Raw genomic sequence first — 25,995 nt, forward strand, 5'->3', positions numbered from 1 at the left:
TGTTTTGGGTAGTTGGGGCGGCACGGCAGTTTCTGCGGTGCCGCCCTTTTTTCATCGGCGTGCGAGGGCGCGCAACGGCTCAGGGCGTGCATCCCTCTTGCAGCCCCTGCGCCAGCGCCTCGAAAACCACCCGGATGCGCCGTGCCGTGCGCAGCTCGCGGTGGGTGACCAGCCAGATCGGGAAGATCACGGGCGGCACGTCATTGAGCACGCGCACGATGCCCGGCGTGGCCTGGGCGATCTCGTCCATCATGGCACCGATGCCCATGCCCTGGCGCACCAGTGCCCAGTGGGCCACCGTGTGGTCGGCGTAGCAGCTGAAGTTGGCCTCGGTCAGGGGCAAGCCGTGCTGGCGCAGGTAGCCCAGGTACTGGCCTGAGCGGTCCGAGCCCACGAAGGGCAGAGCGGCTGCCTCTTCAGCGCTGCGCGGGTGGCCGTGGGTCCTGACCCAGTCTTCGGACGCATAGAAGCAGGCCGATGCATCGCGGATCAGGCGGGCGATCAGCTCCGGCTGCTCGGGCTTGGCATGGCGGATGGCGATGTCGGCCTCGCGGCGCAGCAGATCGCTGAACGCATTGGACGCAATCACCTCGATGCTGATGCCTGGCTCCTGTTCGCGCAGGCGCCGCACCAGCGGAGGCAGCAGGTACGAGGCCACGGCATCGCTGGCCGACACCGACACAACGCCGCCCACCGCCTGCGAGCGCCCGCTGGCCGCCACGCCCAGGGCCTGGGCCGCCGCGCCCATGGCACGGGCGTGCTCCAGCAGGTCCAGCCCCGTGGGGGTCAGCGCCATGGCCTTGCCCACGCGCTCGAACAGGGTCACGCCCATGCGTTGCTCGATGGCGGCAACCTGGCGGCTCAGGGTAGGCTGGGTCAGGCCGAGCTTGCGGGCGGCGGCCGACAGCGAGCCGGTTTCGGCTGTCTCCAGAAACGCCCTTAGCTGGTTCCAGTCCAATTTATCCATGCATAAATGTATATGTTCACTGCAATTTGCGGCAATTCCCCAGGGTGAAGTGCATGGATAGCATCCAGTGCTGTCCATTGCAAGACCGTTGCCGCACTTTATGCCCATCACCACCACCGCTGAGCCTGCCGGCGCACCGCCACCCCCGCAAGCGAACGCGTCGACTGCCCGCAAGGCCCGTTTCTGGGACCGCATCGCCCCCAAGTACGCGGCCGATCCGATTGCCGACATGCCAGGCTATGAGACCACGCTGCAGCGCGTGCAGGCCCTGCTGTCGGCCGAGCAGGATGTGTTGGAGATCGGCTGTGGAACAGGCTCCACCGCGCTGCGCCTGGCGCCCTTCACCCGGCGCCTGCTGGCGACCGACGTCTCGACCGGCATGATCGCCATCGCCCAGGGCAAATTGGCGGCCCAGCCGGTGCCGCAGCTGAGCTTCGCGGTGGCCGACGCAGATGCGCCAGGGCTCGGGCAGGGCAACTACGACGTGGTGCTGGCCTTCAGCGTGCTGCACCTGGTGAGCGATCTCGACCACACGCTACAACTGGCGATGCAGGCGCTGCGGCCCGGCGGCCTGCTGATCTCCAAGACGCCCTGCATCGCCGAGATGAACCCGCTCATTCCCTGGCTCGCGCTACCGCTGATGCGTGCCATCGGCAAGGCGCCCCACGTGCTGAGCTTCGAGGGGGAGGGGCTGCATGCGGCCATGGCCCGCCAGGGCCTGGACATCGTGTCCATGGAGCGGCACGGTACCCGGGGCAAGGACATCCGGCTCTTCATGGTGGCCCGCAAGCCGCCGGAGTTTCCCCACTCCCCCAGCAGGCTGCTGCCCAAGCTGGGTGGCCGTGGCCCCGACAACTTCATCAACCGCAGCAATCCCTGAACCCCCTGAATCCGATGCAAGCCCTTGTGCGGTTTTGATCTGCTGCCCCTTTGCCGTTGCCCTGGCGCTCCTGACCGGCGGGTGCTGCCTTGAGCAGCGCACCACGCACACCATCTCCATCGGGCGATCCGTCGGCCCGTCCCGGGTTCATCCGTCCAGCCCCGTCTCCTGCCGGTACAGGCCTGGCAGGAAGTTCTCGAACATGCCGACTTCTTCGATGTTGTGGCGCAGCCAGGCGGCACCCTTGCCATCGGGGAATGCCAGGCGCGAGAGCAGCGGATGCAGGCGGCGTGCCACCGTGTCGCGCCCGCCGAAGAGCAGGCAGTTCTCGTACTGCGTGCCCTCCGCCACGGCCTTGAAGCGGTATTCCATGCGCGCCAGGCCTCGGATGCCATGCACCACGGGGTTGTGGATGAAGCCCTCTTCGTCGAGCTTCTCGATGTCGGTCACCACGTCCACCACGTAGGCCGGGTTGGCGCCCAGCATCTCGCGCAGGTGGATGGCCGCGCCCGGCCCCACGCTGCCGTCGGGCAGGCGGCGCGCATAGCTGGCGTGGACGTGGTCGTAGGGATGCCACACCCGGTAGCGGTTGATGCGCACGCCGCCCACCTCCACGTCGCCCTCCAGGTGGGCGAACCACCATGCCAGCATGCGCGGCGTCACCCCGCGCACCACGTCGTGGCGTATCCAGCAGCGTGTGCGGCCATCGGCCAGGGTGTCGATGCCGCTCACAGCGCTGCCCATGGGCTTGAGGCCCCAGGGCAGGTGCACGGGCGCAGGCACGCCCCTGAAGTGGGCGGGATAAGCCGGCGCATCGGCCGATGGGGGATGCAATGCAAGCCGGTCGGGCAAGGGCAGGGCCTGGTAGCGGGGCAGGGCAAGCGGCATGACAGCACTCCAAAAATAGGTATAGCAATTACTTTACTAATTCTGGTGGAAGAAGTAAAGCGATTGCTATACTTGGTGCATGACTTCCTCGCCCCCATCGGACCCGGCTCCCCGCGGTCGCCCCCGTTCCGACGCGCTGCACGCAGAAATCCTTTGGGCCGCGGCGCAGCTGTTCAGCACCCAGGGCATCGGTGGCACGACCACGCGCCAGGTGGCTGCGCAGGCGCAGACCACCGAGCGCACCCTGTTCAAGCACTTCGGTTCCAAGGAGGGGCTGGCCCAGGCGGTGATCTCCGAAGCGGTGCTGCCCCATCTGGCCCCGGCATCGCTGGCAGGGCTGGCCGAGGCCATCGCCGCCTATGGCGGTGATCTGGTGGCCTGGCACCGGGCGCTGCTGCGCGCCCGGCTCACCGCGCTTCAGACCGCGCCCGAGCTCACGCGCCTGCTTCTGGTCGAACTGGTGCGGGACGAAGGCCTGCGCGGGCGCTTTGTCGCGCAGTGGAAGCCGGCGGTGTGGGGGCCGCTGGTGGCCCTGTTTGACCGGTTGCAGCAGCACGGGCGCCTGCGCAGTGACGTCGCGGCTGAAGCACTCGCCCGGCGCTTTCTGGCGCTCAACATCGGGTTTCTGGTGTCGCGGCTGGTCCTGGCCCCGGATATGGCGCTCGATGACGAGGAGGAGATCGCCTCGATCGCGCAGGTGTTCTTCGCAGGGGTGTCGCCGCTGCGCGGCTGAGGCGACGCGGGCAGGGCGGGCCAGCGGGTGAGATCCTGTGCACGGCGGCGTGACCGCTGTGGTCCATGGTTTGCAGGGGTGGCGGGCAGGCCCTGGCGTACTTGGATGGTCCTGGGTACGCCCCGACCTTGCCCGCCCAGCAAACTTCGCAAGCCAGGCACAAAGGACTCGCTTCCTTGGGTGCCCCCCACCAGGTAGCTTGCTCAGACGGGCAAATCATATCATAAAATGCGAATCATTCTTATTATCGAGGATGGTGCATGCATACCCTGTCCGAAGAGTTCCTGGTGCTGTGCCGCCAGCTGGGCGAGGCGCAGACGCGATGCAGCGATGCGCTGGCCCAGCAGGCGGGCGAGCTTGAGCAGCTGCGGGCCGAGGTGGTGCGCCTGCGCGCGGCCGTGGTGGTGCGCGACACGCGGCTGGCCATGGCGCAGGACGAACTGCTGCAGCTGCAGGCCGCGCAGCCGGGCTTGACGCGCCGGCGCGACATGACGCGCCACATCGCGGCGCTGGCCGAGCGCATCACCAGCCTCTCGCGCGAGTGCCTGCGCTGGCGCCTGCAGGCCGTGGCGGCGGCACAGGTGGAGCAACAGGCGCAGGCCGCCCCCGAGGCCCTGGCCCCGGCATCGCCGGCGCTCGATTCGAGCCTGGCGGCGGCCGACCTCGTGATCTGCCAGACGGGCTGCATCAGCCACGACGAGTACTGGCGCGTGCAGGACCACTGCCGGCGCACCGGCAAGCCCTGCATCCTGGTGGACCCGCCGCTCGGTGCCGGCGCGGCAGAAGCGGCAAAGCCGGTGGTGGTGCTGCGCATGGCGCGCGGCCTGCGCGCGGTGAGCGGCCTGCAGGCACCGGCCACGGCGGATTGACCCGGGGCGGGTGGCGGGCTTGCTACCATCCGCACATGCCCCCCCTCATCGACGACGCCCCTGCACTGCCGCTGGATGCCCAGGGCATTCTCGAACTCGCGGCGCGGTCCATGTTCCACCTGTTCTCCAGCGTCAGCCAGGGCATGTTCCTGGTGGACCTGAGCGGGCGCATCGTCTGGGTCAACGAAGGCTACCAGCGCTTTTTGCCCGATCTGGGTTTCTCGTCGGTGGACCAGTTCGTGGGCCGCATGGTGGAGGAGGTGATCCCCAACACCGGCATGCGCCGCGTGCTGGAGACCGGCAACCCGGTGCTGATCGACCTGCTCACCAACAAGGCCGGCACCTTCGTGGTCAGCCGCATCCCGCTGCGCGACGATGCGGGCAGCGTCATCGGTGCCATCGGCATCGTGCTCTTCGACCACCCCGAGACCACGCTGCAGCCGCTGATCAGCAAGTTCGCGCTGCTGCAGCGCGATCTGGATGACGCGCGGCGCGAACTGGCCAGCCAGCGCCGGCGCAGCCTGGCGGTGGCGGGCGACGGCGAGCGGCGCTCCAAATACACCTTTGCCAGCTTCATCGGGTCGAGCCCGGCCGCGGCCGAGGTCAAGCGCCAGGCGCGGCGTGCCGCGCAGTCGAGCAGCCCGGTGCTGCTGCTGGGCGAGACGGGCACCGGCAAGGAACTGCTGGCCCATGCCATCCACGCCGCGTCGAGCCGCGCCAGCGGCCCCTTCGTGAGCGTGAACATCGCCGCCGTGCCCGATACGCTGCTGGAGGCCGAGTTCTTTGGCGTGGCGCCCGGTGCCTACACCGGCGCATCGGCCAAGGGGCGCGATGGCAAGTTCAAGCTGGCCGATGGTGGCACGCTGTTCCTCGACGAGATCGGTGACATGCCGCAGAGCCTGCAGGCCAAGCTGCTGCGTGCGCTGCAGGAGGGCGAGATCGAGCCCCTGGGCTCCAACAAGCTGGTGCCGTTCAACGTGCGCATCCTGGCGGCCACCTCGCGTGACCTGGCGGCCCAGGTGCGCGAAGGGCGCTTTCGAGAAGACCTGTTCTACCGCCTGCACGTGCTGCCCGTGCGCGTGCCGCCGCTGCGTGCGCGGCGCAGCGACATCCCGGCGCTGGTCGAGTCGCTGGGCGACGACCTGGCGCTGCGCAACGGCACGCCGCCGCCCGAGCTGCTGCCCGCTGCCATGGCCCTGTTGGCGGGCCAGCCCTGGCGCGGCAATATCCGCGAGCTGCGCAACGTGATCGAGCAGGCCGTAATGCGCAGCGAAGGCCAGTCCATCGACGCCGCGCAGCTCGAGCGCATCCTGCGCGAGGCGGGTGTCGAGCCTGCCGCGCCGGTGCAGGACACCACCGTGGTGGTGGCCGAGGCCGAGGACGCATCGCGCTATCTGCGCCCCCTGGCCGAGCAGGTGGCCGAGCTGGAGCAGCGCGCCATCCACGCCGCCATGAAAGCCCATGGCGGCAACAAGCTGGCCACGGCGCGGCAGCTTGGAATCTCGCGCGCCACACTCTATGGACGTCTGGAAAACCCTGAATGAATTTCAGGCAAATGCCTGAAATTCAGACAAATCAACTGTATAAAATTCAGACATTGCTGTCCAGGTGTCAGCAAAAGTTTCTTGCAAATCAACAGCTTGTGCGCTGGCATGAACTGTGCAATGTTCAGGCATCACTACAAAGGAGACATCGCCATGCACCGTCGCACCCTGGTCGCACTCGCCACCGCCGCCGTTACCGCAGCCGCCACGCTTTCCGCACCCGCGTTCGCCCAGTCCGGCGAGATCCGCATCGCCCACATCTACAGCAAGACCGGCCCGCTCGAAGCCTATGGCAAGCAGACCCAGACCGGCCTGCTGATGGGCCTGAACTACGCCACCGGCGGCAGCATGACCGTCAACGGCAAGAAGCTCGTCGTGATCGAGAAGGACGATCAGGGCAAGCCCGACCTGGGCAAGAGCCTGCTGGCCTCGGCCTACTCGGACGACAAGGCCGACATCGCCGTGGGCCCCACGTCCTCGGGCGTCGCTCTGGCCCTGCTGCCCGTGGCCGAGGAGTACAAGAAGATCCTGCTGGTGGAGCCCGCCGTGGCCGACGCCATCACCGGCGACAAGTGGAACAAGTACATCTTTCGCACCGGCCGCAACAGCAGCCAGGACGCCATCTCCAACGCCGTGGCCATCGACAAGGCCGGCGTGACCGTGGCCACGCTGGCACAGGACTATGCCTTTGGCCGCGATGGCGTGAAGGCCTTCAAGGACGCGCTCAAGAACGCCAAGCTGGCCCACGAGGAGTACCTGCCCACGACCACCACCGACTTCACCGCCGGTGCCCAGCGCCTGATCGACAAGCTCAAGGACGTGCCCGGCCGCAAGGTCATCTTCATCATCTGGGCCGGCGCCGGCAACCCGTTCAAGATCGCCGACATGGACTTGAAGCGCTATGGCATCGAGATCGCCACGGGCGGCAACATTCTGCCGGCCATGGCTGCGTACAAGAACTTCCCGGGCATGGAAGGCGCCACCTACTACTACTTCGGCATCCCCAAGAACCCGGTGAACGAGGCCCTGGTGGCCGCGCACTACAAGGAGTTCAAGACCCCGCCGGACTTCTTCACCGCCGGCGGCTTCAGCTCGGCCATGGCCCTGGTCACGGCCCTCAAGGCGACGAACGGCGACACCAACACCAACAAGCTCATCAAGACCATGGAGGGCATGAGCTTCGAGACCCCCAAGGGCAAGATGACCTTCCGCAAGGAAGACCACCAGGCCATGCAGAGCATGTACCACTTCAAGATCAAGGTGGACCCGGCTTTTGCCTGGGGCGTGCCCGAGCTGGTGCGCGAGATCAAGCCTGAAGAGATGCAAGTGCCGATTCGCAACAAGCGATAAACGGTTTGCGTGGCCCCGCTGGCTGACGTCCGTTCAGCCCAGCGGGGATCCATCCCGCGGGGGCGGCCGCCCCTTTTTTTCCAGTGAATTGATGCATGAACCCCCGGATTACACGGGGGCTGGCTCGGTTTTTCTCAAAATTATTTGGAGACAAGACAAATGGCTTTCAACTTCATTCTCAGGTCGGCCGCAACCGCCGCTGCCATCGCGGCAATGGGCATGGGCAGTGCATTCGCGGCGGTCAACCTGCCCGCGCTCAAGATCGACAAGACGCAGACCACCGTGTCGGGCCTGTCGGCTGGCGGCTTCATGGCCGTGCAGCTGCACGTGGCCTACTCGGCCACCTTCGCCAAGGGCGCGGGCGTGGTCGCGGGCGGGCCGTTCTACTGTGCCGAGGGCTCCATCGTCAACGCCACCGGCCGCTGCATGGTCACCCCCGCCAGCATCCCCACCAGCACGCTGGTGAACACCACCAACACCTGGGCCAGCCAGGGCCTGATCGATCCGGTGGCCAACCTGCAGGCGTCCAAGGTCTACCTGTTCTCGGGCACGCTCGACAGCGTGGTCAAGACGGGATCCATGGACGCGCTGCGCACCTACTACAACAGCTTCGTGCCGGCGGCCAACGTGGTCTACAAGAAGGACATCGCGGCCGAGCACGCCATGGTCACCGATGACTATGGCAACGGCTGCTCCACCAAGGGCGCGCCCTACATCAGCGACTGCAACTTCGACCTGGCCGGCGCCATGCTGCAGCACCTGTACGGCACGCTCAACGCGCGCAACAACGCCACGCTGCCCGCAGGCAACTATGTCGAGTTCAACCAGAACCAGTTCATCACCAACCACGGCATGGCCACCACCGGCTGGGCCTACATCCCGCAGGCCTGTCAGGCCGGCGGCACGGCCACCTGCCGGCTGCATGTGGTGCTGCACGGCTGCAAGCAGAACGTGAGCGACGTGCAGCAGCAGTACGTGCGCAACACCGGCTACAACCGCTGGGCCGACAGCAACAACATCGTGATGCTCTACCCGCAGACCAGCCTGGCGGCCACCAACAGCTGCTTTGACTGGTGGGGCTACGACAACGCCAACTACGCCAAGAAGTCCGGCCCGCAGATGGTGGCCATCAAGGCCATGGTGGACCAGGTCTCAAGCGGCGGCGGCACGACCAACCCGCCCACGAACCCCGCGCTGCCCGCCCCCACGGGCGTGAACACCTCGGGCGCCACGGCCAGCTCCATCGTGGTGGGTTGGGGCGCCGTTTCGGGCGCTGCCAGCTACAACGTGTACCGCAATGCCAACAAGGTCAACGCCCTGCCGGTGAACGCCACCAGCTACACCGACACCGGCCTGGCCGCATCCACCACCTACAGCTGGACGGTGCGCGCCGCCGATGGCAATGGCGCCGAAGGCGCCGCATCGGCCGCAGCCAGCGGCACCACGCTGGCTGCGTCTGGTGGCGGCGCCACCTGCACGACGGCCAGCAACTACGCCCACACCATGGCGGGCCGCGCCTACGTGGCCGGCGGCTACACCTTTGCGCTGGGATCCAACCAGGCGATGGGGCTGTGGAACGTGTTCGTGACCAAGACCTTGAAACAGACCAGCCCCAACTACTACGTCATCGGCACCTGCCCTTGACAATGCGCTGAACGCCGCGCGCCCTGGCACCACAAAGGGCAGGGCGCCCGGCACCCCTGAAAGACGACGACCGTGAAAGTGAAGCACCTCCCATGAGCACCTTGGCCACCAAGGACTTGACCATCCGCTTCGGCGGCCACGTGGCGGTCAACGCCGTGACCTGCTCCTTTGAGCCCGGCACGCTGACCGCCATCGTGGGCCCGAACGGCGCGGGCAAGACCACGTACTTCAATCTCATCTCGGGGCAGCTGCGCGCCAGCGCGGGCAGCGTGACCCTGGGCGGGCAGGACCTCACGGGCCAGTCGGTCTCGGCGCGCACGCATGCGGGCCTGGGCCGCGCCTTCCAGCTCACCAACCTGTTCCCCAACCTCAGCGTGCTGGAGAACGTGCGCCTGGCCGTGCAGGCCACGCAGGAGGGCAAGCACCGCCGGGGGCTGAACCTGTGGAGCATCTGGAGCGACCACCGCGAGCTGACGGACCGCGCCCGCGCCATCCTGCAGGCCGTGGCCATGCTGGACCGGCAGGACACGCCCGTGGCCAGCCTGCCGCACGGCGACCAGCGCAAGCTCGAAGTGGCGCTGCTCATGGCGCTGGAGCCGCAGGTCTATATGTTCGATGAACCCACGGCCGGCATGAGCCATGACGAGGCCCCCGTGATCCTGAACCTGATCCGCGAGCTCAAGAAGGACAAGACCAAGATCATCCTGCTGGTGGAGCACAAGATGGACGTGGTGCGCGAGCTGGCCGACCGCATCATCGTGCTGACCAACGGCACCCTGGTGGCCGACGGCGCACCGGCCGAGGTGATCGCCTCGCCCGTGGTGCAGGAAGCCTACCTGGGCGTCACCAAGGAGGCCACTGCATGACGACCACCAACAATCTGCTCGAACTCAAGGGCGTGCACACCCACATCGGGGCTTACCACATCCTGCACGGCGTTCATCTCGCCGTGCCCAAGGGCCAACTCACCATGCTGCTGGGCCGCAACGGCGCCGGCAAGACCACCACGCTGCGCACCATCATGGGACTGTGGCATGCATCGCAGGGCAGCGTGCACTTTGCAGGCCGCGACATCACGGCGCTCAACACCCCGCAGATCGCGGGCATGAACATCGCCTACGTGCCCGAGAACATGGGCATCTTCGCCGACCTCACGGTCAAGGAGAACATGCTGCTGGCCGCGCGCAGTGCCAAGAACGCCGCGCAGATGGACAGCGCCCGGCTCGAATGGATCTTCAAGCTCTTCCCTGCGGTCGAGAAGTTCTGGAACCACCCTGCGGGCAAGCTCTCGGGCGGGCAAAAGCAGATGGTGGCCGTGAGCCGCGCCATCGTGGAGCCGCGCGACCTGCTCATCGTGGACGAGCCCAGCAAGGGCCTGGCGCCCGCGATCATCAACAACATGATCGAGGCCTTCGACCAGCTCAAGAAGAGCGGCGTGACCATCCTGCTGGTCGAGCAGAACATCAATTTCGCCAAGCGGCTGGGTGACACCGTGGCCGTGATGGACAACGGCCAGGTGGTGCATGCGGGCAGCATGGCCGCACTGGCCGCAGACGAGGCATTGCAGCGATCGCTGCTGGGGTTGGCACTATGAGCACCGCGACGACAACGACACCCACTTCCGGCGCGGCCGGCAAGGCCATGCTGCGCGACTTCGACTGGAAGCCACTGGCCCTGGTGCCCGCGCTCGCGCTGCTGGTGCTGCCCTTCATCGGCTCGCCCAGCACCTGGCTAACGCTCACCGTGGCGGGGCTGGCCATGGGCATGATCATCTTCATCATCGCTTCGGGCCTGACGCTGGTGTTCGGCCTGATGGACGTGCTCAACTTCGGCCACGGCGTGTTCATCGCGCTCGGTGCCTTCGTGGCCACCAGCGTGCTGGGTGCCATGGGCGACTGGACCGGCTCCGACCAGCTGTGGCGCAACATGGTGGCGGTGCTGCCCGCCATGCTGGTGGCCATGGCTGTGGCGGGGGCCGTGGGCCTGGCATTCGAGCGTTTCATCGTGCGGCCCGTGTATGGCCAGCATTTGAAGCAGATCCTCATCACCATGGGCGGCATGATCATCGGCGAAGAGCTGATCAAGGTCATCTGGGGCCCGCAGCAGATCCCGCTGCCGCTGCCCCAGGGCATGCGCGGCGCGCTGCTCATCGGCGATGCGGCCATCGAAAAATACCGCCTGGTGGCGGTGGCCGTGGGCCTCTTGGTCTTTGCCGTGCTGGCCTGGACGCTGTCGCGCACCAAGGTCGGCCTGCTCATCCGTGCCGGCGTACAGGACCGCGAGATGGTCGAGTCGCTGGGTTACCGCATCCGGCGCCTGTTCATCGGCGTGTTCGTCGTGGGCTCGGCCCTGGCCGGCCTGGGCGGGGTGATGTGGGGCCTGTACCAGCAGAACGTGGTGCCGCAGATGGGCGCCCAGGTCAACGTGCTGATCTTCATCGTGATCATCATCGGCGGCCTCGGGTCCACGGGCGGTGCGCTCATCGGCGCGCTGCTGGTGGGGCTCATGGCCAACTACACCGGCTTTTTGGTGCCCAAGGTGGCGCTGTTCTCCAACATCGCGTTGATGGTGGCCATCCTGCTGTGGCGTCCACAGGGCGTCTATCCGGTCGCGAACCGCTGAAGAGGAGCCCCAAGACATGCTGAACCGACTTCTCTCCGGCGACTACCCGCGCAGCAAGGTGCTGGCGGTGATCCTCGTCGCCATCTTCCTCGGGCTGGCGTTCGCGCCCTTCCTGTTCCCTGGCGTCAAGGCGCTCTCTGTCGCGGCCAAGGTGCTGATCTTCGTGGTGCTGGTCGCCAGCTTCGACCTGCTGCTGGGCTACACCGGCATCGTGAGCTTTGCGCACACCATGTTCTTCGGCATCGGGGCCTATGGCATTGCGGTGGCCACCACGCGCATGGGGCCCACCTGGTCGGCGCTGGCCGTGGGCCTGGGTGGGGCCTTGGTGCTCTCGCTGCTGCTGTCGCTCGCGGTGGGGCTGTTCTCGCTGCGTGTGCGCGCCATCTTCTTCGCCATGATCACGCTGGCCGTGGCGGCTGCGTTCCAGACGCTGGCCTCGCAGCTGTCGGACATCACGGGCGGTGAGGATGGACTGACCTTCAAGGTGCCCGAAATCCTGTCGCCGAGCTTCGAGCCCTTCGACGAGCCCTTCCTGGGCGTCACGCTCGACGGGCGGCTGCTGTGCTACTACCTGCTGTTTGTGATTGCCGTGGTGCTGGTGCTGGCGTTGCTGCGCATCGTCAACTCGCCGTTCGGCCGCGTGCTGCAGGCGATCCGCGAGAACGAGTTCCGCGCCGAGGCCATTGGCTACCGCGTGGTGGTGTATCGCACCACGTCCAGCGTGCTGTCGGCCCTGTTCGCCTGCTGCGCGGGCGCCATGCTCGCGCTCTGGCTGCGCTACAACGGGCCGGACACCTCGCTCAGCTTCGAAATCATGATGGACTGCCTGCTCATCGTCGTCATCGGCGGCATGGGCACCATCTACGGCTCGGCCATCGGCGCCGTGCTCTTCCTCATTGCGCAAAGCTATCTGCAGGACCTGCTGCGCCTCGCAAGCGAGGCCGCCTCGGGCCTGCCCTGGCTGTCGGCGCTGCTCTCGCCCGACCGCTGGCTGTTGTGGCTGGGTGTGCTTTTCGTCTTGTCGGTGTATTACTTCCCCACCGGTGTGGTGGGACGCCTGCGCGCGGCAGCAGCGCGCAAGGCGGCGTAAGGGCCAGGCTCGCAACCTGGCCGGGGTGAAGCTGCGTTCCAGAAGTTCAGAAAAACACAACTCGGAGACAAGCGCAATGAATTGCCTGAAGAAAAAGACGACGCAAAGAACCACGATGGTGGCCGTGTCCGCCGCAGTGCTCGCAGCCTGCGGCGGCGGTGGGGGCAGTGACAGCACGGGCGGGGTGAACACGCGGCCCGCCTACCTTGGCAGCATCACCGAGACCCGCTACGACGGCAGCAGCAACGACCTGCTGACCGCCGGCCTGGGTGCGAGTGGCCTGGCTTCGGCCACGCCACCCGCCTATGCCGATGCGCTCAAGCCCACCGGCGCCGAATTGCGCCGCGCCGCCATCTACAACAACTACCGCGCCATGCTGGACATGACGGCCGCCGGCGGCTACGGCACGCTGTATGGTCCCAACGTCGATGCCCAGGGTCGCGTGACCACCGGCGAGGGCAAGGTGCCCGGTACCGAGTACATCGCCTATGCCGACGATGGCAGCGGGCGCCAGAACGTGACCCTGATGGTGCAGGTGCCCGACAGCTTCAACCCTGCACGGCCGTGCATGATCACGGCCACCGCATCGGGCTCGCGCGGTGTGTACGGCGGCATCTCCACCGGGGAGTGGGGCCTCAAGCGCGGCTGCGCCGTGGCCTACTCCGACAAGGGCACGGGCGCCGCCCCGCACGACCTGCAGAACGACACCGTGCCGCTGATCGACGGCACGCGCACCACGGCCGCAGCGGCCGGCAAGAACGCGGCCTTCAACGCCAACCTCACGCCCTCGCAACTGGCCGCCTTCAACACCGCCACGCCCAACCGCTTCGCCTTCAAGCACGCGCACTCGGGCCAGAACGCCGAGAAGGACTGGGGCACGACCACGCTGCAGGCCGTGGAGTTCGGCTATTACCTGCTCAATGAGCGCTACGGCGCGCTCACCGTGTCGGGCCAGCGCATCAAGTCGCTCACACCGGGCAACACCATCGTCATCGCGTCGAGCATTTCCAATGGCGGCGGGGCAGCGATTGCGGCGGCCGAGCTCGATACCCAGGGCCTGATCAGCGGCGTGGCCGTGTCCGAGCCTGCGGTGGAGCTGCCTGCCAACCCGGGTGTCACGGTGCAGCGCGGCGGCACCGCCATCGCCGTCACGGGCCGCCCGCTGATCGACTACACCACCCAGGCCAACCTGTACCAGGCCTGCGCCTCGCTCGCGCCCTCGGTCAGCACCAGCCCGTATGCGGCGGCCTTCGCCGCAGGCTTTGCCGGTGCGGCCCTGCCCATCGCACCGGGTCGCTGCGCGGCCCTGCGCGCACGCGGCCTGCTCACGGCCGACGCCACGGCGGCCCAGGCCGAGGAATCGCTGCAGAAGCTGCGCGCCTACGGCTGGGAGCCCGAGTCGAATGACCTGCATGCCTCGCTCGCAGCCTTCGAGGTGGCGCCCGCCGTGGCCGTGACCTTTGCCAACTCGCTCTCGCGCGCCAGCGTGCAGGACCACCTGTGCGGCTTCAGCTACGCGGGGGCCACGGCGGCCGGTGCGGTCACCCCGCTGGCGCCACCGGCTGCGCTGGCCGGCATGTTCGCCACCGGCAACGGCGTGCCCCCGGCGGGCGGCGTGCAGCTCATCAACAACCGCGCCAAGCAGGGCCCGGCGCGCGACTTCCTGTCGGTGGCCGACAGCGGCGCTTTCGACTGGAACACCGAGGGTGCCGTGTGCCTGCGCAACCTGGTCACCGGCAGCGATGCCGCGGCGCGCAAGCTGCAGGCCGGTGTCGATGAAACGCGCCGCAATGGCAACCTGCGCGGCAAGCCGGCCATCATCGTGCATGGCCGCGCCGATGCGCTGCTGCCCGTGAGCCACACCTCGCGCCCCTACACCGCGCTCAACAAGCGCGTGGAAGGGGCGGCCAGCAAGCTCAGCTACATGGAGGTGGCCAACGCCCAGCACTTCGACAGTTTCATCGGCCTGCCCACGGTGCTGCCCGGCTACGACACGCGCTATGTGCCGCTGCATGTCTACCTGAACCGCGCGCTCGACGCCGTGTACGACCATCTGGCCACTGGCAAGGCGCTGCCGGCCAGCCAGGTGGTGCGCACCGTGCCGCGTGGCGGCATACCGGGCAGCGCCCCGGCCATCACTGCCGCCAACTTGCCGCCGCTGGCCGATGTGCCCACTGCGGGCAACGCCATCGCCGTGACCGCGGCCGGAGCCATCGCGATCCCCGAATAACGACCCTACAACAACAAAGCTGCCGGGCGCGTTGCCGCACCCGGTGGCACAAAGGACGGACATGAACACATGGAACACATGGGGCCGCTGCATGCGCGCGGCCCTGGGGATACTCGGACTGACGGGGCTGCTGGCGCTGATGGCAGTGCCCGTGCGCGCCGCCGAGCTGGTGGTGGGCCAGGTGGCGCCGCTGTCGGGCGTGCTGGCCAGCACGGGCACGCAGATGGTGCTGGGCGGCAAGATCTACTTCGACGCCATCAACGCCCAGGGCGGCGTGCATGGCGTCACCATCCGCCAGTGGGTGGTGGACGACGGCTACAAGGTGCCCGACACCGTGCGCCTGACGCGCGAGATGCTGGCCCGGCCCGAAGTGGTGGCGCTCTACGGCTTTGCCGGCACGGCCAACGTCACGCAGCTGTTGACCGACGGTGTGCTGGAGCAGGGCGGTGCCGCGCTGGTGGCGCCCTATACGGGCGGCGAGTCGCTGCGCAGCCCGTTCAACCCCTGGATCTTCCACGTGCGTGCGGGCTATGGCGACGAGGCCGAGCACATGGTGCAGCAGCTCACCACGCTGGGCATGAACCGCGTGGCAGTGATGTACCAGGACGATGGCTTCGGCAAGGCAGGCCTGGCGGGGGTGGAGGCGGCGCTGGCGCGGCGCAACCTGAAGCTCGTCGTTTCGGCCGGCTATGAGCGCAACACCGACAAGGTGGACGATGCCGTGAAGGCCATCAAGGCGGCCGACGTGCATGCCGTGATCATGATCGCCATGAACAAGCCCGCGGCCGCCTTCATCCAGCGCTACCGCGAGCAGGGCGGTGGCGCGCAGCTGTACAACATCTCGGTGGTGGACCCGACCGAACTCGTGAAGCTCGCCGGCCTGAAGAACGCGCACGGCCTGGGCATCAGCCAGGTGGTGCCGTATCCCTTTCGTCCGCAGTTGCCCGTGGTGCGCGAATACCAGACCTTGCTCAAGAAGTACGCGCCCGAGGCCGAGGTCAACTACACCAGCTTCGAGCAGTTCCTGGGTGCCAAGGTGCTAGTCGAGGCGCTGCGCCGCGCCGGCCCCGCGCCCACGCGGGCCAAGGTGGTCAAGGCCCTCGAATCGCTGCAGAACTACGACCTGGGCGGCATCAGCCTGGGTTATTCGCCCACCAACCGCCTCGGCTCGCGGTATGTCGAGGTCACCGTCATCGGCGCCAACGGGCGCCTCATGAAATGAGCGCGACTCACAAAACTCTCCTGGCGTCGTTGTTGCGTCTTGCCGTACTTTCAGTACTGTCTGCGACGCAACGCCTAGCCAGGACCGCTTCGCTGAGCTTTGTGAGCCGCTTGAACACCGCAGCTCGCCCTCCGGCAACCCACAATCCATCCACTGACTCACAAGGTTGTCCACCATGACTCCGTTATCGCGCTATGCCACCTGCGCCGGCTATGAAATCCACTACACCGAATGGGGCGCGCCCGATGCCCCGGTGGTGGTGGCCTGGCACGGCCTGGCCCGCACCGGCCGCGACATGGACGATCTGGCCGCCCACCTGGCGCCCCGCTACCGCGTGATCTGCCCCGACACCATCGGCCGCGGCCTGAGCCAGTGGGCACGTGAGCCGGCCCAGGACTACCAACTGTGCTCCTACGCGCGCATCGCGGCCGGGCTGTTCGACGCACTGGGCATCGAGCAGGCGCACTGGGTGGGCACTTCCATGGGCGGGGCCATCGGTACGGTGTGCGCCTCGGGTCTGTTCGAGCCGGGGCTCAAGGGCCGCATCCGCAGCCTGCTGCTCAACGACAACGCGCCGCGCCTGGCCGACGATGCGCTCGGGCGCATCAAGGCCTATGCGGGCCAGCCGCCCGCGTTCGATACGGTGGCCGAGCTCGAGGCCTTCTTCCGCCAGGTCTACCAGCCCTATGGCTGGCTCAGCGATGCGCAGTGGCGCCGCCTGACCGAGACCAGCACCCGCCGCCTGCCCGACGGCCGCGTGACCCCACACTACGACCCGGCCATGGTGCAGCAGTTCACCCACCACGCCAACGACTACCTGATCTGGGACCACTACGACGCGCTGGACATCCCCGTGCTGTGTCTGCGCGGCGAAGACTCGGACCTGGTGCTGCGCGAGACCACCATCGAAATGCTCACGCGCGGCCCGGGCGCCCGTGGCCAGGCCCGCGTGATCGAGGTGCCCGGTTGCGGCCATGCCCCGGCCCTGAATGTGCCCGAGCACTATGCGCTGGTGGAACGGTTCTTCGTGCATGGTGTGCAGGAGCCCGGGGCTGCAGAGGCTGCGCTGGTGCGCACGGCGGGTGGGCCTGCGGCCAGCGCGCTGCCGCGCTCGCAGTATCGGGCACCCACCCGGCTGCAATGGCCCTGAGAACGATGGCTTGGCCCTGGTGCATGATGGGGGTATGGGCCTCCCTTTGACATGCTGACAGACCACCTGCGTTCGTTCCCGCAAGGCTTTCGCGCCCTTGTCCTGGGTGCCTCGGGCGGTATCGGCAGTGCCTTCGTGCAGCACCTGCAGGCCGACCCGCGCTGTGCGCTGGTGGTCGGGCTGGGAAGAAGCACGGTGCCACCCATCGATTTCGAGCACGAAGCCACTGTGTCCGAGGCGGCGGCAGCGCTGGCGCCGCGGGGCCCGTTTCACCTCGTCATCGTCGCCACCGGCATGCTGCACGGCCCCGAAGGCATGCCCGAAAAGCGCCTGGGTCAGCTCAACTATGCGCAGATGCAGGCCTGCCTGCGCACCAACGCCATGGGCCCGGCGCTGGTCATGGCGCACTTTGCGCCGCTGCTGGCCAAGGACCGCAGCGTGCTGGCGGTGTTGTCGGCCAAGGTGGGCAGCATTGGCGACAACCGCCTGGGCGGCTGGTACAGCTACCGGGCCTCGAAAGCGGCGCTGAACATGTTCCTCAAGACCGCGGCCATCGAAGTGCAGCGCGGCAACCCACAGGCCGTGCTGGTGGCACTGCACCCGGGCACCGTGGACTCGGACCTGTCGGCCCCGTTTCGCGGCGCCGAGATCGGCCGGCCGGCGGCGGACGCGGCGGCCGACATGCTGCGTGTGATCGATGGGCTCACGCCCGAATGCACGGGTGGTTTCTACGCATACAGCGGGCAGCCATTGCCCTGGTAAGGCCACCCCGCAAGGGATATTTGCGGTGTTCGCCTACACAGAGTTCGGTACAGGCAGTACACCATGCGAAGGCTTTTTGTCCTCGCTGTTTCTCTGTTCTGCAAAGCCGATGCGTACCCAATCCGAAACCTTCAAATTCACCCGCGCTCGCAAGGTGGCCCACGGAAGATTCGCCCATGCCAACACGGATGCCATCGGGGTACTGCAGTTCTGGACGGCGCTGGGCGCCGGACGGTCGGGGGAAATACTGTCTGAGCCGGATGACGAGTGGCTAGTGGCCCGCGTCACCTACCCGCTGCAGCAGGGCATGCTGGCCACCAGCGAACTGCACCAGTGCTGTGTGGCCCGTGGGATCATGCGCGAGTCGGTAGAGGAATAAGCTTGGCATTGCAGCGCCTAAAAGGCTGCACTGCCGTGGGGTCCGTGGATCAAGGTCTCCCTGCTGCCTTCGCGAACGGCGCGCTCCTCAGCCGCCAAACACATTGATCGGCGTTGGCGCCAAATGCTCCCGGAGCTTCTGCTCTGCGGTGTAGAGTGCTTCGGGGTAGCTCGCCCAGGCACGGCGCACGGTGAGCACGGGTGAGCCGTCCTCCTCGAAGATGAAAACCCGCTCCGGCACATTCGAGGGCGCAGCCAGCGCCAGCGGTCGGACCAGGTAGGTCGATCCGTCGATTTGGAGATTGGGTGGCCAGGGGAGACCGATCGCAGGCATGGTGTGATGGGGTGTAACTGATTGAACGATGCCCCATCCTACCCACGCCAACACCCAATCCAGCGGTTCCCGGCGCAACACGAGCGGATGTCCTACGTGGACAACACGGCTGGGCCAGCGCGTGGGTGGAACAATGGTCCCAGTCCCTCTGCAGGAGCGCTCCGATGCAACCCACCATCACCGCCTTCGAACGTTCGCCCGACCGCGGCCGGGGTCTGGCGCGCGACATGCGCGTGCGCTGGGCGCTGGAGGAAGTGGGGCAACCCTACGGTGTGCGCCTCGTGTCCTTTGCAGCGATGAAGGCGCCCGCGCACCGGGCGCTCCATCCGTTCGGGCAGATACCCACCTATGAGCAAGACGGCCTGGCGCTGTTCGAGACCGGTGGCATCGTGCTGCACATTGCGCAGAGCCGTGCAGGCCTGTTGCCGGACGAGGCCCATGCACGCTCGCGCGCCATCATGTGGATGTTCGCCGCGCTCAACACGGTCGAGCCGCCCATCGTCGAATGGGGAGCCGCGAAGATCCTTGAGCATGACAAACCCTGGTACGCCCAGCGCCAGTCCATGCTCGAAGACCGGGTGCGCGTGCGCCTGGCCGAGTTGGCGCAGCGCCTGGGCGAGGCCGACTGGCTGGACGGTGGCACCTTCAGTGCCGGCGACCTGCTGATGGTGACCGTGCTGCGCCGCCTGGGCGATGCATCGCCACTGCTCCAGGAGCAGCCCAGTCTGCTGGCCTATATAGCACGTGGCGAGGCGCGGCCGGCCTACCAGCGCGCGTTTGCGGACCAGTTGGCCGTGTTCACGGCAAGCGCGAAAGCCGGGTGACTCAGCGCCGAAACCGCTCCCCATTGAAATACGACAGCTCCACGAAGTCCGTGCCGTTGTGGTCCTGGGGCCCATAGCGCAGCTCGAATCCGGCCATGTCGTAGGGGCGCATGGTGTGCAGCGCCTCGATGAGCTTCTCGCGCGATGCAGTGCGGCCCGCGCGGCGCAGGGCCTCGATCATCAGGCGCGCGCTCAGGTAGCCCTCCAGAGACGAATAGCCCGGCTCGGCACTGGCGGCGCTGGCCTTGAGCGCATCGCGGTAGGCCTTGACGATGGGCTTGGCCACGTTGTCGGGGTTGGGTGCCACCTGCGCCACGGTGATGCCGCGCGCGGACTCGCCCAGCGCCGCCAGCAGCGGGCGCGAACCCAGGAACGAGATCGAGAACGCAGGCGCCTTCACGCGCAGGCGCAGAGCCTTGTAGAACGGTATGCCCACTGCGCCCACGGCCAGCGAGATCAAGGCCGTGGGCTGCCAGGCCGTGATCTCGTCCACCGTGCGTGCCACGCCTTCCTCGGTCTCGGGCAACAGAAAGGCCTTCCAGTCCTTGTTGTTGTGCGCCTTGGCCGCCGCATCGAAGGCCGCCAGCGTGGCCTTGCCAAAGGGGTTGTCGATGTAGGCCACAGCACACTTGGTGAAGCCCGTGGAACCCAGTTGCTGCACGATCTTGTGGAGCTCCTGCGAATAGCTTGCGCGCGCATGGAACACCAGGGGGTTGAACGGCCGCAGCGCGTCCGACCCCGTTGCCGGCGCGATCACCGGCACCTTGGCCGCCATGGCCACGGGCAGCGCGCCCATAACGCTGGTGGTGCCGCCGCAGGACAGCAGGGCGAAGACCTTGTCCTCCTCCAACAGCTTCTTCGCGTTGGCTCCGGCCTTGGCCGGGTCGCCGCCATCGTCGGTGCTGGTGAACTGCAGGCGCCGCCCGTCGATGCCGCCGCGCTCGTTGACCTCCTGGAAGGCCGCTGCGATGCCCTTGTTCATCTCCACGAACGGGAAGGCCAGCGGGCCCGTGAGCGCGGCCGTCTGGCCTATGCGCCAGGGCTCGGTCTGCTGTGCCAGTGCCCAGCCGGGCAGGGCGACAGCGGTGGCCGCTGCTGACGACAGCACCCGGCGGCGCGTGAGGGCAGGCGCGAGGGGCGTGGAGAAGGGGTGCATCGGCGTGTCTCCTGTTGTAGTGCTGCGCCCTTCCATCGCTGCACGCAGGGTGCGCGCAATGGACCGGCGGCGCAGCCAGTATCGAGCGCGCATGCACCACAATGGGTCGGGGAAAACACTGCAGGAGGCGGCTGGAGCGTCACGTTGGTGACTCCGATTGGCCCTTTGTCACACGGTGGACACGGGTTTACCTGGCAGGGTCTGGCTTCAGTCGCGCCGTGGTCTGCGCCCCGCGCGCCCCACCCGCGTATGCCCCGCACTCTGGCACGCACGCCGGTAGGCGCGCAGAGTCTGCTCAGCGCGGCTGAGCACGGTCTGGGTCACATCACCGGCGGCATCGGCCGCCAGCACGGCACCTGGCGCCATGCCCGATGCCTCACCCGTCAGCAGGGCAATGCCCTCGCTCACATGCTGCACCGTATGGACGTGGAACAGGCCGCGCTCCACTGCGTCGAGGATGGGGCGCGACAGCATCAGGTGGCGCTGGTTGCGCGCGGGGATGAGCACGCCCTGGGTGCCGTCGAGCCCTGCCGCGGCGCAGGCCTGGAACCAGCCTTCGATCTTTTCATTGATGCCGCCCACGGGCAGCACCTCGCCGTGCTGGTTCAGCGCACCCGTCACCGCAATGCCCTGGCGCAGCGGCAGGCCCGACAGGCTGGACAGCAGCGCGTACAGCTCGGCGCAGGAGGCGGAGTCACCCTCCACGCCGCTGTACTCCTGCTCGAACACGATGGAGGCATTGAGCGCGAGCGGCGCCACATGGCTGAACAGGGCCGTGAGGTAGCCGTGCAGGATGAGCACGCCCTTGTCGTGGATGGGGCCGGACATGTGGACCTCGCGGTCGATGTTGAGTAGCCCCTCCTGCCCGGCGAAGCTGCGCGCCGTGATACGCACGGGAAAGCCGAAACGGTAGTCGCCCAGGTCGATCTGCGACAGGGCGTTGACCTGGCCCACGGCCGCACCGTGCAGGGTGATGAGGCACTCGCCCTCGACCAGGGTCTGGTGCAGTTCTTCCTCGGTCTGGTTGTGGCGCAGGCGCTGGGCGGCGAGAGCTGCCTGTACGTCGGCGGCCTGCACCAGGGCCGTGGCATCGGCAGGGCTGCGCATGCGGCACTGGGCAGCGCTCTCGATCACCAGCGCCTCGGCCTGGGCGAAGCGGGCGCTCTGCCGGCCCTGGTCGTCGGCCTCGCGGTGGCTCTGCTCGATCAGCAGGGCCACGGCCTCGGGGACGAAGTGCGGCAGGCCGCGCTGCACGCAGCAGTGCGCCACGAAGATGGCGGTGGCGCGGTGCGACGCCGCAGTGGCGATGAAGCGGTCGGCAAAGTCCACCTTCACGCGAAAGCGCCGTGCGGCTTCGGGGTCGCTGTCCTGCAGGGCGTAGAACTCGTCCACCGAGCCGATGAGGACGATTTTCACGTCCACATCCACCGGCTCGGGCTGCAAGCCTGCGCCACCGCCGGGGCCTGGGCCGTCGGCACTCGCCTCGCCAGTGATCTGCAGCCGGCGGCTGCGCAAAAAGCGGCGCACGCGTGGCCACAGGCCCTCTTCGGCGGCCAGATCGTGCAGGTGCAGCAGGATGAAGCCGCCATGCGCGCGCAGCAGGCTGCCGGCGTGGATGGCCGATACGTCGGCCTGCCCGGGGTCGGCGTCGTCGGCATTGGCTCCGTGGTCGATGCTGCCCATCAGGCTGCGCATCTGCGGGTTGTCCTCGACGATCACGGGGGCGCCGCTGCGCCCGCCGTTGTCCACCGCCAGGTTCACGCGGCACTTTGCGAGCAGCGCGTCCAGGTCGTCGCGGCGGTCGGCTTCGGCGTCGGCCTCGTTGTCGCCGTAGTAGGGCTCCAGCAGGTCGATGCTGCCGAGCAAGGCGCGCTCCACCTGGTCCAGCCATTGCGCAAGGCGCCCGGCGTGCGGCGCCTGCTGGCCGGCGATGCCGCGTGCGGCCTGCAGCGCCTGCTGCACCAGCGGCGTGATCACTGTGCGGCGCAGGGCGTCCAGGGCTGCGTCGCGTTCGCGCTCCAGCGGGCGCATGGCCTGGGCAAAGCGCTCGATCTCGCTGCGCAGCGCGTCCTCGTCGCGTTCGATGGCGGCGCGGCGCTCGGGCGGCTGCACGCGCGCCTCCGCGTCGGACAGGGGCTGGCCCCTCGGGCCCAGGGGGGTGACCAGCATCTGCCCGTTGTCGCGCACCAGGCGCAACTGGCGCGCGAGCGCAAACGCGTCGAGCGCGGCCAGCGCCTCGCGCTCCTGCACCTGCCAGCGCTGCTCGATGCGCGCCGCATCGGCCAGGAAGGCGGGGCCTGCCAGGTGCTGGGGCACTTCGGCCTCCAGCCGCGTGCCCATGTCGGCCAGGGCCTGGCGCAGCAGGCGGCCCTGGCCCGCAGGCAGGCGCAGTGCGCGCGGGCGCTCCGGTGCATCGAAGTCGTGCAGGTAGCACAGGTCGGGCGGCACGGGGCGCCGCGCGGCCTCGGCCAGCATGGCCTGGTGCAGCAGCGATGCACGGCCGCTGCCCACGTCGCCCAGCACGAAGAGGTGGTAGTCGGGCTGCTGCATGGCCAGGCCAAAACGGGCGGCGGCCTCGGCGCGCTCCTGGCCGATCCAGGGCAGGGGCAAGCCCGTGAGCTCGGCCGTGCTGGCAAAGCCGAGCGTGGTGGGGTCGACGGTCAGCCGCAGTTGGTGTGCAGAAAGGGCGCGGGCGGATGCGGGCATGGAAAGCAATTCAGGGGAGCGGTGCGGGGGAAATGGGGAGGTGGGGAAGATTGGGCGGGCGGGGACCGTACCGGTCAGCGACCTGCTGGGGTGGGGCCTTGGGGCGCGCCGCCCGCCAGTGCGCGCTCGCGCGCATCGGCCTGTGTGGCGGCATCCTCCACCTGCGTGGGCCAGCCCGCCAGGTGCTGCTGCGCCACGCGGCTCAGGGCGGTGATCCAGTGGCTGCTGTCGTTCAGGCAGGGGATGTAGTGGAACTCCTGTCCACCCGCATGCAAAAAGGCCTCGCGCACCTCCATGTTGATCTCTTCCAGGGTCTCCAGGCAGTCGCTGGTGAAGCCGGGGCAGACCACGTCCACCCGGCGCGTACCGGCCTTGCCCAGGGCCTCGATGGTGGGCTGGGTGTAGGGCTCCAGCCACTTGGCCTTGCCAAAGCGCGACTGGAAGGTGAGCACATAGCGTTCGCGGCGCAGGCCCAGGCGCTCGGCCAGCATGCGGCCGGTCTTCAGGCTCTCGCAGTGGTAGGGGTCGCCCAGCGTAAGGGTGCGCTCGGGCACGCCGTGGAAGCTCATCACCAGCTTGTCGGGCTGGCCGTTCACCTTCCAGTGCGCCTCGATGCTGCGGGCCAGCGCGTCGATGTAGCCGGGATGGTCGTGGTAGCGGTTCACGAAGCGCAGCTCGGGCACATGGCGTGTGCGCGCGGCCCAGGCGTACACCGCGTCGAACACGCTGGCCGTGGTGGTGCCCGAATACTGCGGGTACAGCGGCAGGATGAGGATGCGCGTGGCGCCCTCGGCCTTGAGGGCATTGAGCTGGCTGGCGATGGACGGGTTGCCGTAGCGCATGGCATGGCGCACCAGCACCTGGTGGCCGGCCTCGCCCAGCCAGCCGCGCAGCAGCGTGGCCTGCTTCGCTGTCCACACCGCCAGGGGCGAGCCCTCGGGCGTCCACACACTGGCGTACTTGGCGGCCGACTTTGCGGGGCGGGTGCGCAGGATGATGCCGTGCAGGATGGGCAGCCATGCCAGCTTGGGGATCTCCACCACGCGGTGGTCCGCCAGGAACTGCGCCAGGTAGCGGCGCACGGCCGGCGCCGTGGCCTCGTCGGGCGTGCCCAGGTTGCACAGCAGGATGGCGGTGCGTTCGGGCTGGCCGTGGGTGAAAGGGGGTTCGGGTTGAAAACGCATGCGGCATTGTGGCCCAGGCATTCACCAGCCATCTCCTGGAGGGAGAAGGGGGCTCCGGGAAACCCCTCATGCGCAAATGAAACCGGTTTCATAAACTCCTGCCATGCCACCTGACAGGCTTTTGCCGTGAACTACCAATTCCAGTTCGAATCCGTTTTTGCCGCCTGGCCCCTGCTGCTCAAGGGCACCTGGATCACTGTGCAGCTGTCGCTCACCGCGACGGTGCTGGGGCTGGTGGTGGCCATCGCCTGTGCCTGGGGCAAGACATCCGGGCCTGCCTGGGTGCGATTTGTGGTGAATGCCTATATCGAGCTGATCCGCAACACGCCCTTCATCGTGCAGCTGTTCTTCTTTTTCTTTGCCCTGCCGTCCATCGGCCTGCGCTGGTCGCCCTATACGGCGGCATTGACCGCGATGGTGGTGAACCTGGGGGCCTACGCGGCAGAGATCGTGCGGGCGGGCATCGAGTCCATCCCCAAGGGGCAGATCGAGGCTGGCCGGGCGCTGAACCTCAAGCCCTGGGAGATCTTTCGCTTCGTCGTGCTCAAGCCGGCGCTCAAGGCCATCTACCCGGCGCTCACCAGCCAGTTCATCCTGCTGATGCTCAGTTCGGCCGTGGTCTCGGTGATCTCGGCCGACGACCTGACCTCGGTGGCGGCCAACCTGCAGTCGCAGACCTTTCGCAGTTTCGAGATCTACATCGTCGTGGCAGCCATCTATCTGCTGCTGGCCGTGTCGTTCTCCGGGCTGTTCAAGCTGATCTATCAGCGCACGCTCAACTACCCCGACCGTCGCTGAGGACCGGCCATGCGCACCTTTGGAGTTTCCGAGTTCTGGTTCATCGTGCAGGCCGCCCAGTGGACGCTGGCGCTGTCGGCCATGGCCTTCGTGGGCGGCTCGCTGCTGGGCCTGGTGGTGGCGCTGGCGCGCACGTCCGAGAACACTGCCGCGCGCTGGGCCGCCACCCTGTTCATCCAGGTGTTCCAGGGCACGCCGCTGCTGCTGCAGCTGTTTTTGATCTTCTTCGGCGCCCCGGTGCTGGGGCTGGACATCAACCCCTGGCTGGCCGCCGGCATTGCGCTGGTGCTCAACAGCGCGGCCTTCCTGGGCGAGATCTGGCGCGGCTGCATCGAGGCCATTCCGCGCGGGCAGTGGGAGGCAGCGCAGGCGCTGAACCTGAACTACCTCTCGCGCATGCGCTTCGTGGTGCTGCCCCAGGCCTTCAAGATCGCGCTGCCGCCGACCGTGGGCTATGTGGTGCAGATCATCAAGGGCACCTCGCTGGCCGCCATCATCGGTTTCACCGAGATCACGCGGGCGGGCCAGATCATCAACAACGCGACCTTCCAGCCCCTGCACGTGTTCACCACTGTGGCGGCGCTGTACTTCGTTATCTGCTGGCCGCTGTCGCTGCTGGCCGCGCGCATGGAGCGCAAGCGCGCCCGGGTGCTGGCGCGATGAA

General features: G+C 67.8%; 24 protein-coding genes. 18 read left to right on the forward strand and 6 right to left on the reverse strand.

From position 1 onward, the window contains the following. Positions 1-79: 79 nt before the first annotated feature. Entirely contained in the window at positions 80-967 is an 888-nt protein-coding gene (locus tag ACSQ3Y_RS11125; RefSeq protein ID WP_057201031.1) for a LysR family transcriptional regulator, read from the reverse strand. A gap of 100 nt (positions 968-1,067) precedes the next feature. Between ACSQ3Y_RS11125 and ACSQ3Y_RS11130 the strand changes: the two genes are divergently transcribed. Next, the gene (locus tag ACSQ3Y_RS11130; protein ID WP_436177318.1) at positions 1,068-1,847 is read left to right on the forward strand and encodes a class I SAM-dependent methyltransferase; all 780 of its coding nucleotides are present in this window, start codon (positions 1,068-1,070) and stop codon (positions 1,845-1,847) included. A gap of 147 nt (positions 1,848-1,994) precedes the next feature. Here the strand turns inward: ACSQ3Y_RS11130 and ACSQ3Y_RS11135 are convergent, their stop codons facing one another. Beyond that, positions 1,995-2,735, reverse strand: coding sequence for a DAPG hydrolase family protein (locus ACSQ3Y_RS11135; RefSeq protein WP_436177319.1), 741 nt, complete (start codon positions 2,733-2,735; stop codon positions 1,995-1,997). A gap of 79 nt (positions 2,736-2,814) precedes the next feature. On the opposite strand from ACSQ3Y_RS11135, the gene ACSQ3Y_RS11140 reads away from it, so the two are divergent. The 14 genes from ACSQ3Y_RS11140 to ACSQ3Y_RS11205 all read left to right on the forward strand — a co-directional run bounded on the left by ACSQ3Y_RS11140 (position 2,815) and on the right by ACSQ3Y_RS11205 (position 18,330). Further along, entirely contained in the window at positions 2,815-3,468 is a 654-nt protein-coding gene (locus ACSQ3Y_RS11140; RefSeq protein WP_436177320.1) for a TetR/AcrR family transcriptional regulator, read from the forward strand. 260 nt (positions 3,469-3,728) lie between these two features. Continuing rightward, a complete protein-coding gene (locus ACSQ3Y_RS11145; RefSeq protein ID WP_436177321.1) occupies positions 3,729-4,337 on the forward strand; it encodes a DUF2325 domain-containing protein in 609 nt (202 codons plus the stop codon). Between the two features lie 35 nt (positions 4,338-4,372). Next, positions 4,373-5,881: a sigma-54 interaction domain-containing protein gene (locus ACSQ3Y_RS11150; protein ID WP_436177322.1), complete on the forward strand. Its 1,509-nt coding sequence runs from the start codon at positions 4,373-4,375 to the stop codon at positions 5,879-5,881. 153 nt (positions 5,882-6,034) lie between these two features. Beyond that, positions 6,035-7,231: a substrate-binding domain-containing protein gene (locus ACSQ3Y_RS11155; protein WP_057201079.1), complete on the forward strand. Its 1,197-nt coding sequence runs from the start codon at positions 6,035-6,037 to the stop codon at positions 7,229-7,231. Between the two features lie 159 nt (positions 7,232-7,390). Beyond that, a complete protein-coding gene (locus tag ACSQ3Y_RS11160; protein WP_436177323.1) occupies positions 7,391-8,875 on the forward strand; it encodes an extracellular catalytic domain type 2 short-chain-length polyhydroxyalkanoate depolymerase in 1,485 nt (494 codons plus the stop codon). 92 nt (positions 8,876-8,967) lie between these two features. Further along, a complete protein-coding gene (locus ACSQ3Y_RS11165) occupies positions 8,968-9,741 on the forward strand; it encodes an ABC transporter ATP-binding protein (protein WP_436177324.1) in 774 nt (257 codons plus the stop codon). Then, entirely contained in the window at positions 9,738-10,469 is a 732-nt protein-coding gene (locus tag ACSQ3Y_RS11170; protein WP_436177325.1) for an ABC transporter ATP-binding protein, read from the forward strand. Before ACSQ3Y_RS11165 ends, ACSQ3Y_RS11170 begins: the two co-directional genes overlap by 4 nt. Beyond that, the gene (locus tag ACSQ3Y_RS11175; protein WP_436177326.1) at positions 10,466-11,497 is read left to right on the forward strand and encodes a branched-chain amino acid ABC transporter permease; all 1,032 of its coding nucleotides are present in this window, start codon (positions 10,466-10,468) and stop codon (positions 11,495-11,497) included. Before ACSQ3Y_RS11170 ends, ACSQ3Y_RS11175 begins: the two co-directional genes overlap by 4 nt. A gap of 16 nt (positions 11,498-11,513) precedes the next feature. Further along, entirely contained in the window at positions 11,514-12,587 is a 1,074-nt protein-coding gene (locus tag ACSQ3Y_RS11180; RefSeq protein ID WP_057264214.1) for a branched-chain amino acid ABC transporter permease, read from the forward strand. A gap of 76 nt (positions 12,588-12,663) precedes the next feature. Further along, complete coding sequence (locus ACSQ3Y_RS11185) at positions 12,664-14,817, forward strand: D-(-)-3-hydroxybutyrate oligomer hydrolase (RefSeq protein ID WP_436177327.1); 2,154 nt, start codon at positions 12,664-12,666, stop codon at positions 14,815-14,817. Positions 14,818-14,878: 61 nt separating this feature from the next. Next, positions 14,879-16,039, forward strand: coding sequence for an ABC transporter substrate-binding protein (locus ACSQ3Y_RS11190; protein ID WP_436177328.1), 1,161 nt, complete (start codon positions 14,879-14,881; stop codon positions 16,037-16,039). Positions 16,040-16,214: 175 nt separating this feature from the next. After that, positions 16,215-17,189: an alpha/beta fold hydrolase gene (locus ACSQ3Y_RS11195; RefSeq protein ID WP_428001872.1), complete on the forward strand. Its 975-nt coding sequence runs from the start codon at positions 16,215-16,217 to the stop codon at positions 17,187-17,189. Positions 17,190-17,240: 51 nt separating this feature from the next. Further along, a complete protein-coding gene (locus tag ACSQ3Y_RS11200) occupies positions 17,241-17,951 on the forward strand; it encodes an SDR family NAD(P)-dependent oxidoreductase (RefSeq protein WP_057264208.1) in 711 nt (236 codons plus the stop codon). A gap of 25 nt (positions 17,952-17,976) precedes the next feature. Beyond that, positions 17,977-18,330: a hypothetical protein gene (locus ACSQ3Y_RS11205; protein WP_428001871.1), complete on the forward strand. Its 354-nt coding sequence runs from the start codon at positions 17,977-17,979 to the stop codon at positions 18,328-18,330. A gap of 87 nt (positions 18,331-18,417) precedes the next feature. On the opposite strand, the gene ACSQ3Y_RS11210 is transcribed toward ACSQ3Y_RS11205, so the two are convergent. After that, positions 18,418-18,663: a hypothetical protein gene (locus ACSQ3Y_RS11210; RefSeq protein WP_057201007.1), complete on the reverse strand. Its 246-nt coding sequence runs from the start codon at positions 18,661-18,663 to the stop codon at positions 18,418-18,420. A 164-nt stretch (positions 18,664-18,827) separates the two neighbouring features. On the opposite strand from ACSQ3Y_RS11210, the gene ACSQ3Y_RS11215 reads away from it, so the two are divergent. Further along, positions 18,828-19,487, forward strand: a complete 660-nt coding sequence (locus tag ACSQ3Y_RS11215) for a glutathione S-transferase family protein (RefSeq protein WP_428001870.1) — start codon at positions 18,828-18,830, stop codon at positions 19,485-19,487. A gap of 1 nt (position 19,488) precedes the next feature. Here the strand turns inward: ACSQ3Y_RS11215 and ACSQ3Y_RS11220 are convergent, their stop codons facing one another. From ACSQ3Y_RS11220 to hemH, 3 genes are all read right to left on the reverse strand, one after another. After that, the gene (locus ACSQ3Y_RS11220) at positions 19,489-20,643 is read right to left on the reverse strand and encodes an ABC transporter substrate-binding protein (protein ID WP_436177329.1); all 1,155 of its coding nucleotides are present in this window, start codon (positions 20,641-20,643) and stop codon (positions 19,489-19,491) included. Positions 20,644-20,850: 207 nt separating this feature from the next. Next, positions 20,851-23,349, reverse strand: a complete 2,499-nt coding sequence (locus ACSQ3Y_RS11225; protein WP_436177330.1) for an AAA family ATPase — start codon at positions 23,347-23,349, stop codon at positions 20,851-20,853. A gap of 74 nt (positions 23,350-23,423) precedes the next feature. Further along, positions 23,424-24,533, reverse strand: coding sequence for a ferrochelatase (gene hemH, locus ACSQ3Y_RS11230; RefSeq protein ID WP_436177331.1), 1,110 nt, complete (start codon positions 24,531-24,533; stop codon positions 23,424-23,426). A gap of 126 nt (positions 24,534-24,659) precedes the next feature. On the opposite strand from hemH, the gene ACSQ3Y_RS11235 reads away from it, so the two are divergent. After that, positions 24,660-25,331: an amino acid ABC transporter permease gene (locus ACSQ3Y_RS11235; protein ID WP_057201000.1), complete on the forward strand. Its 672-nt coding sequence runs from the start codon at positions 24,660-24,662 to the stop codon at positions 25,329-25,331. A 9-nt stretch (positions 25,332-25,340) separates the two neighbouring features. Next, positions 25,341-25,994, forward strand: coding sequence for an amino acid ABC transporter permease (locus tag ACSQ3Y_RS11240; RefSeq protein WP_057200999.1), 654 nt, complete (start codon positions 25,341-25,343; stop codon positions 25,992-25,994). The last annotated feature ends 1 nt before the right edge of the window (position 25,995 follow it).

Origin of the sequence: Acidovorax sp. LjRoot66 (assembly GCF_964253305.1) — a bacterium.
Taxonomy (GTDB): Bacteria; Pseudomonadota; Gammaproteobacteria; order Burkholderiales; family Burkholderiaceae_C; genus Acidovorax.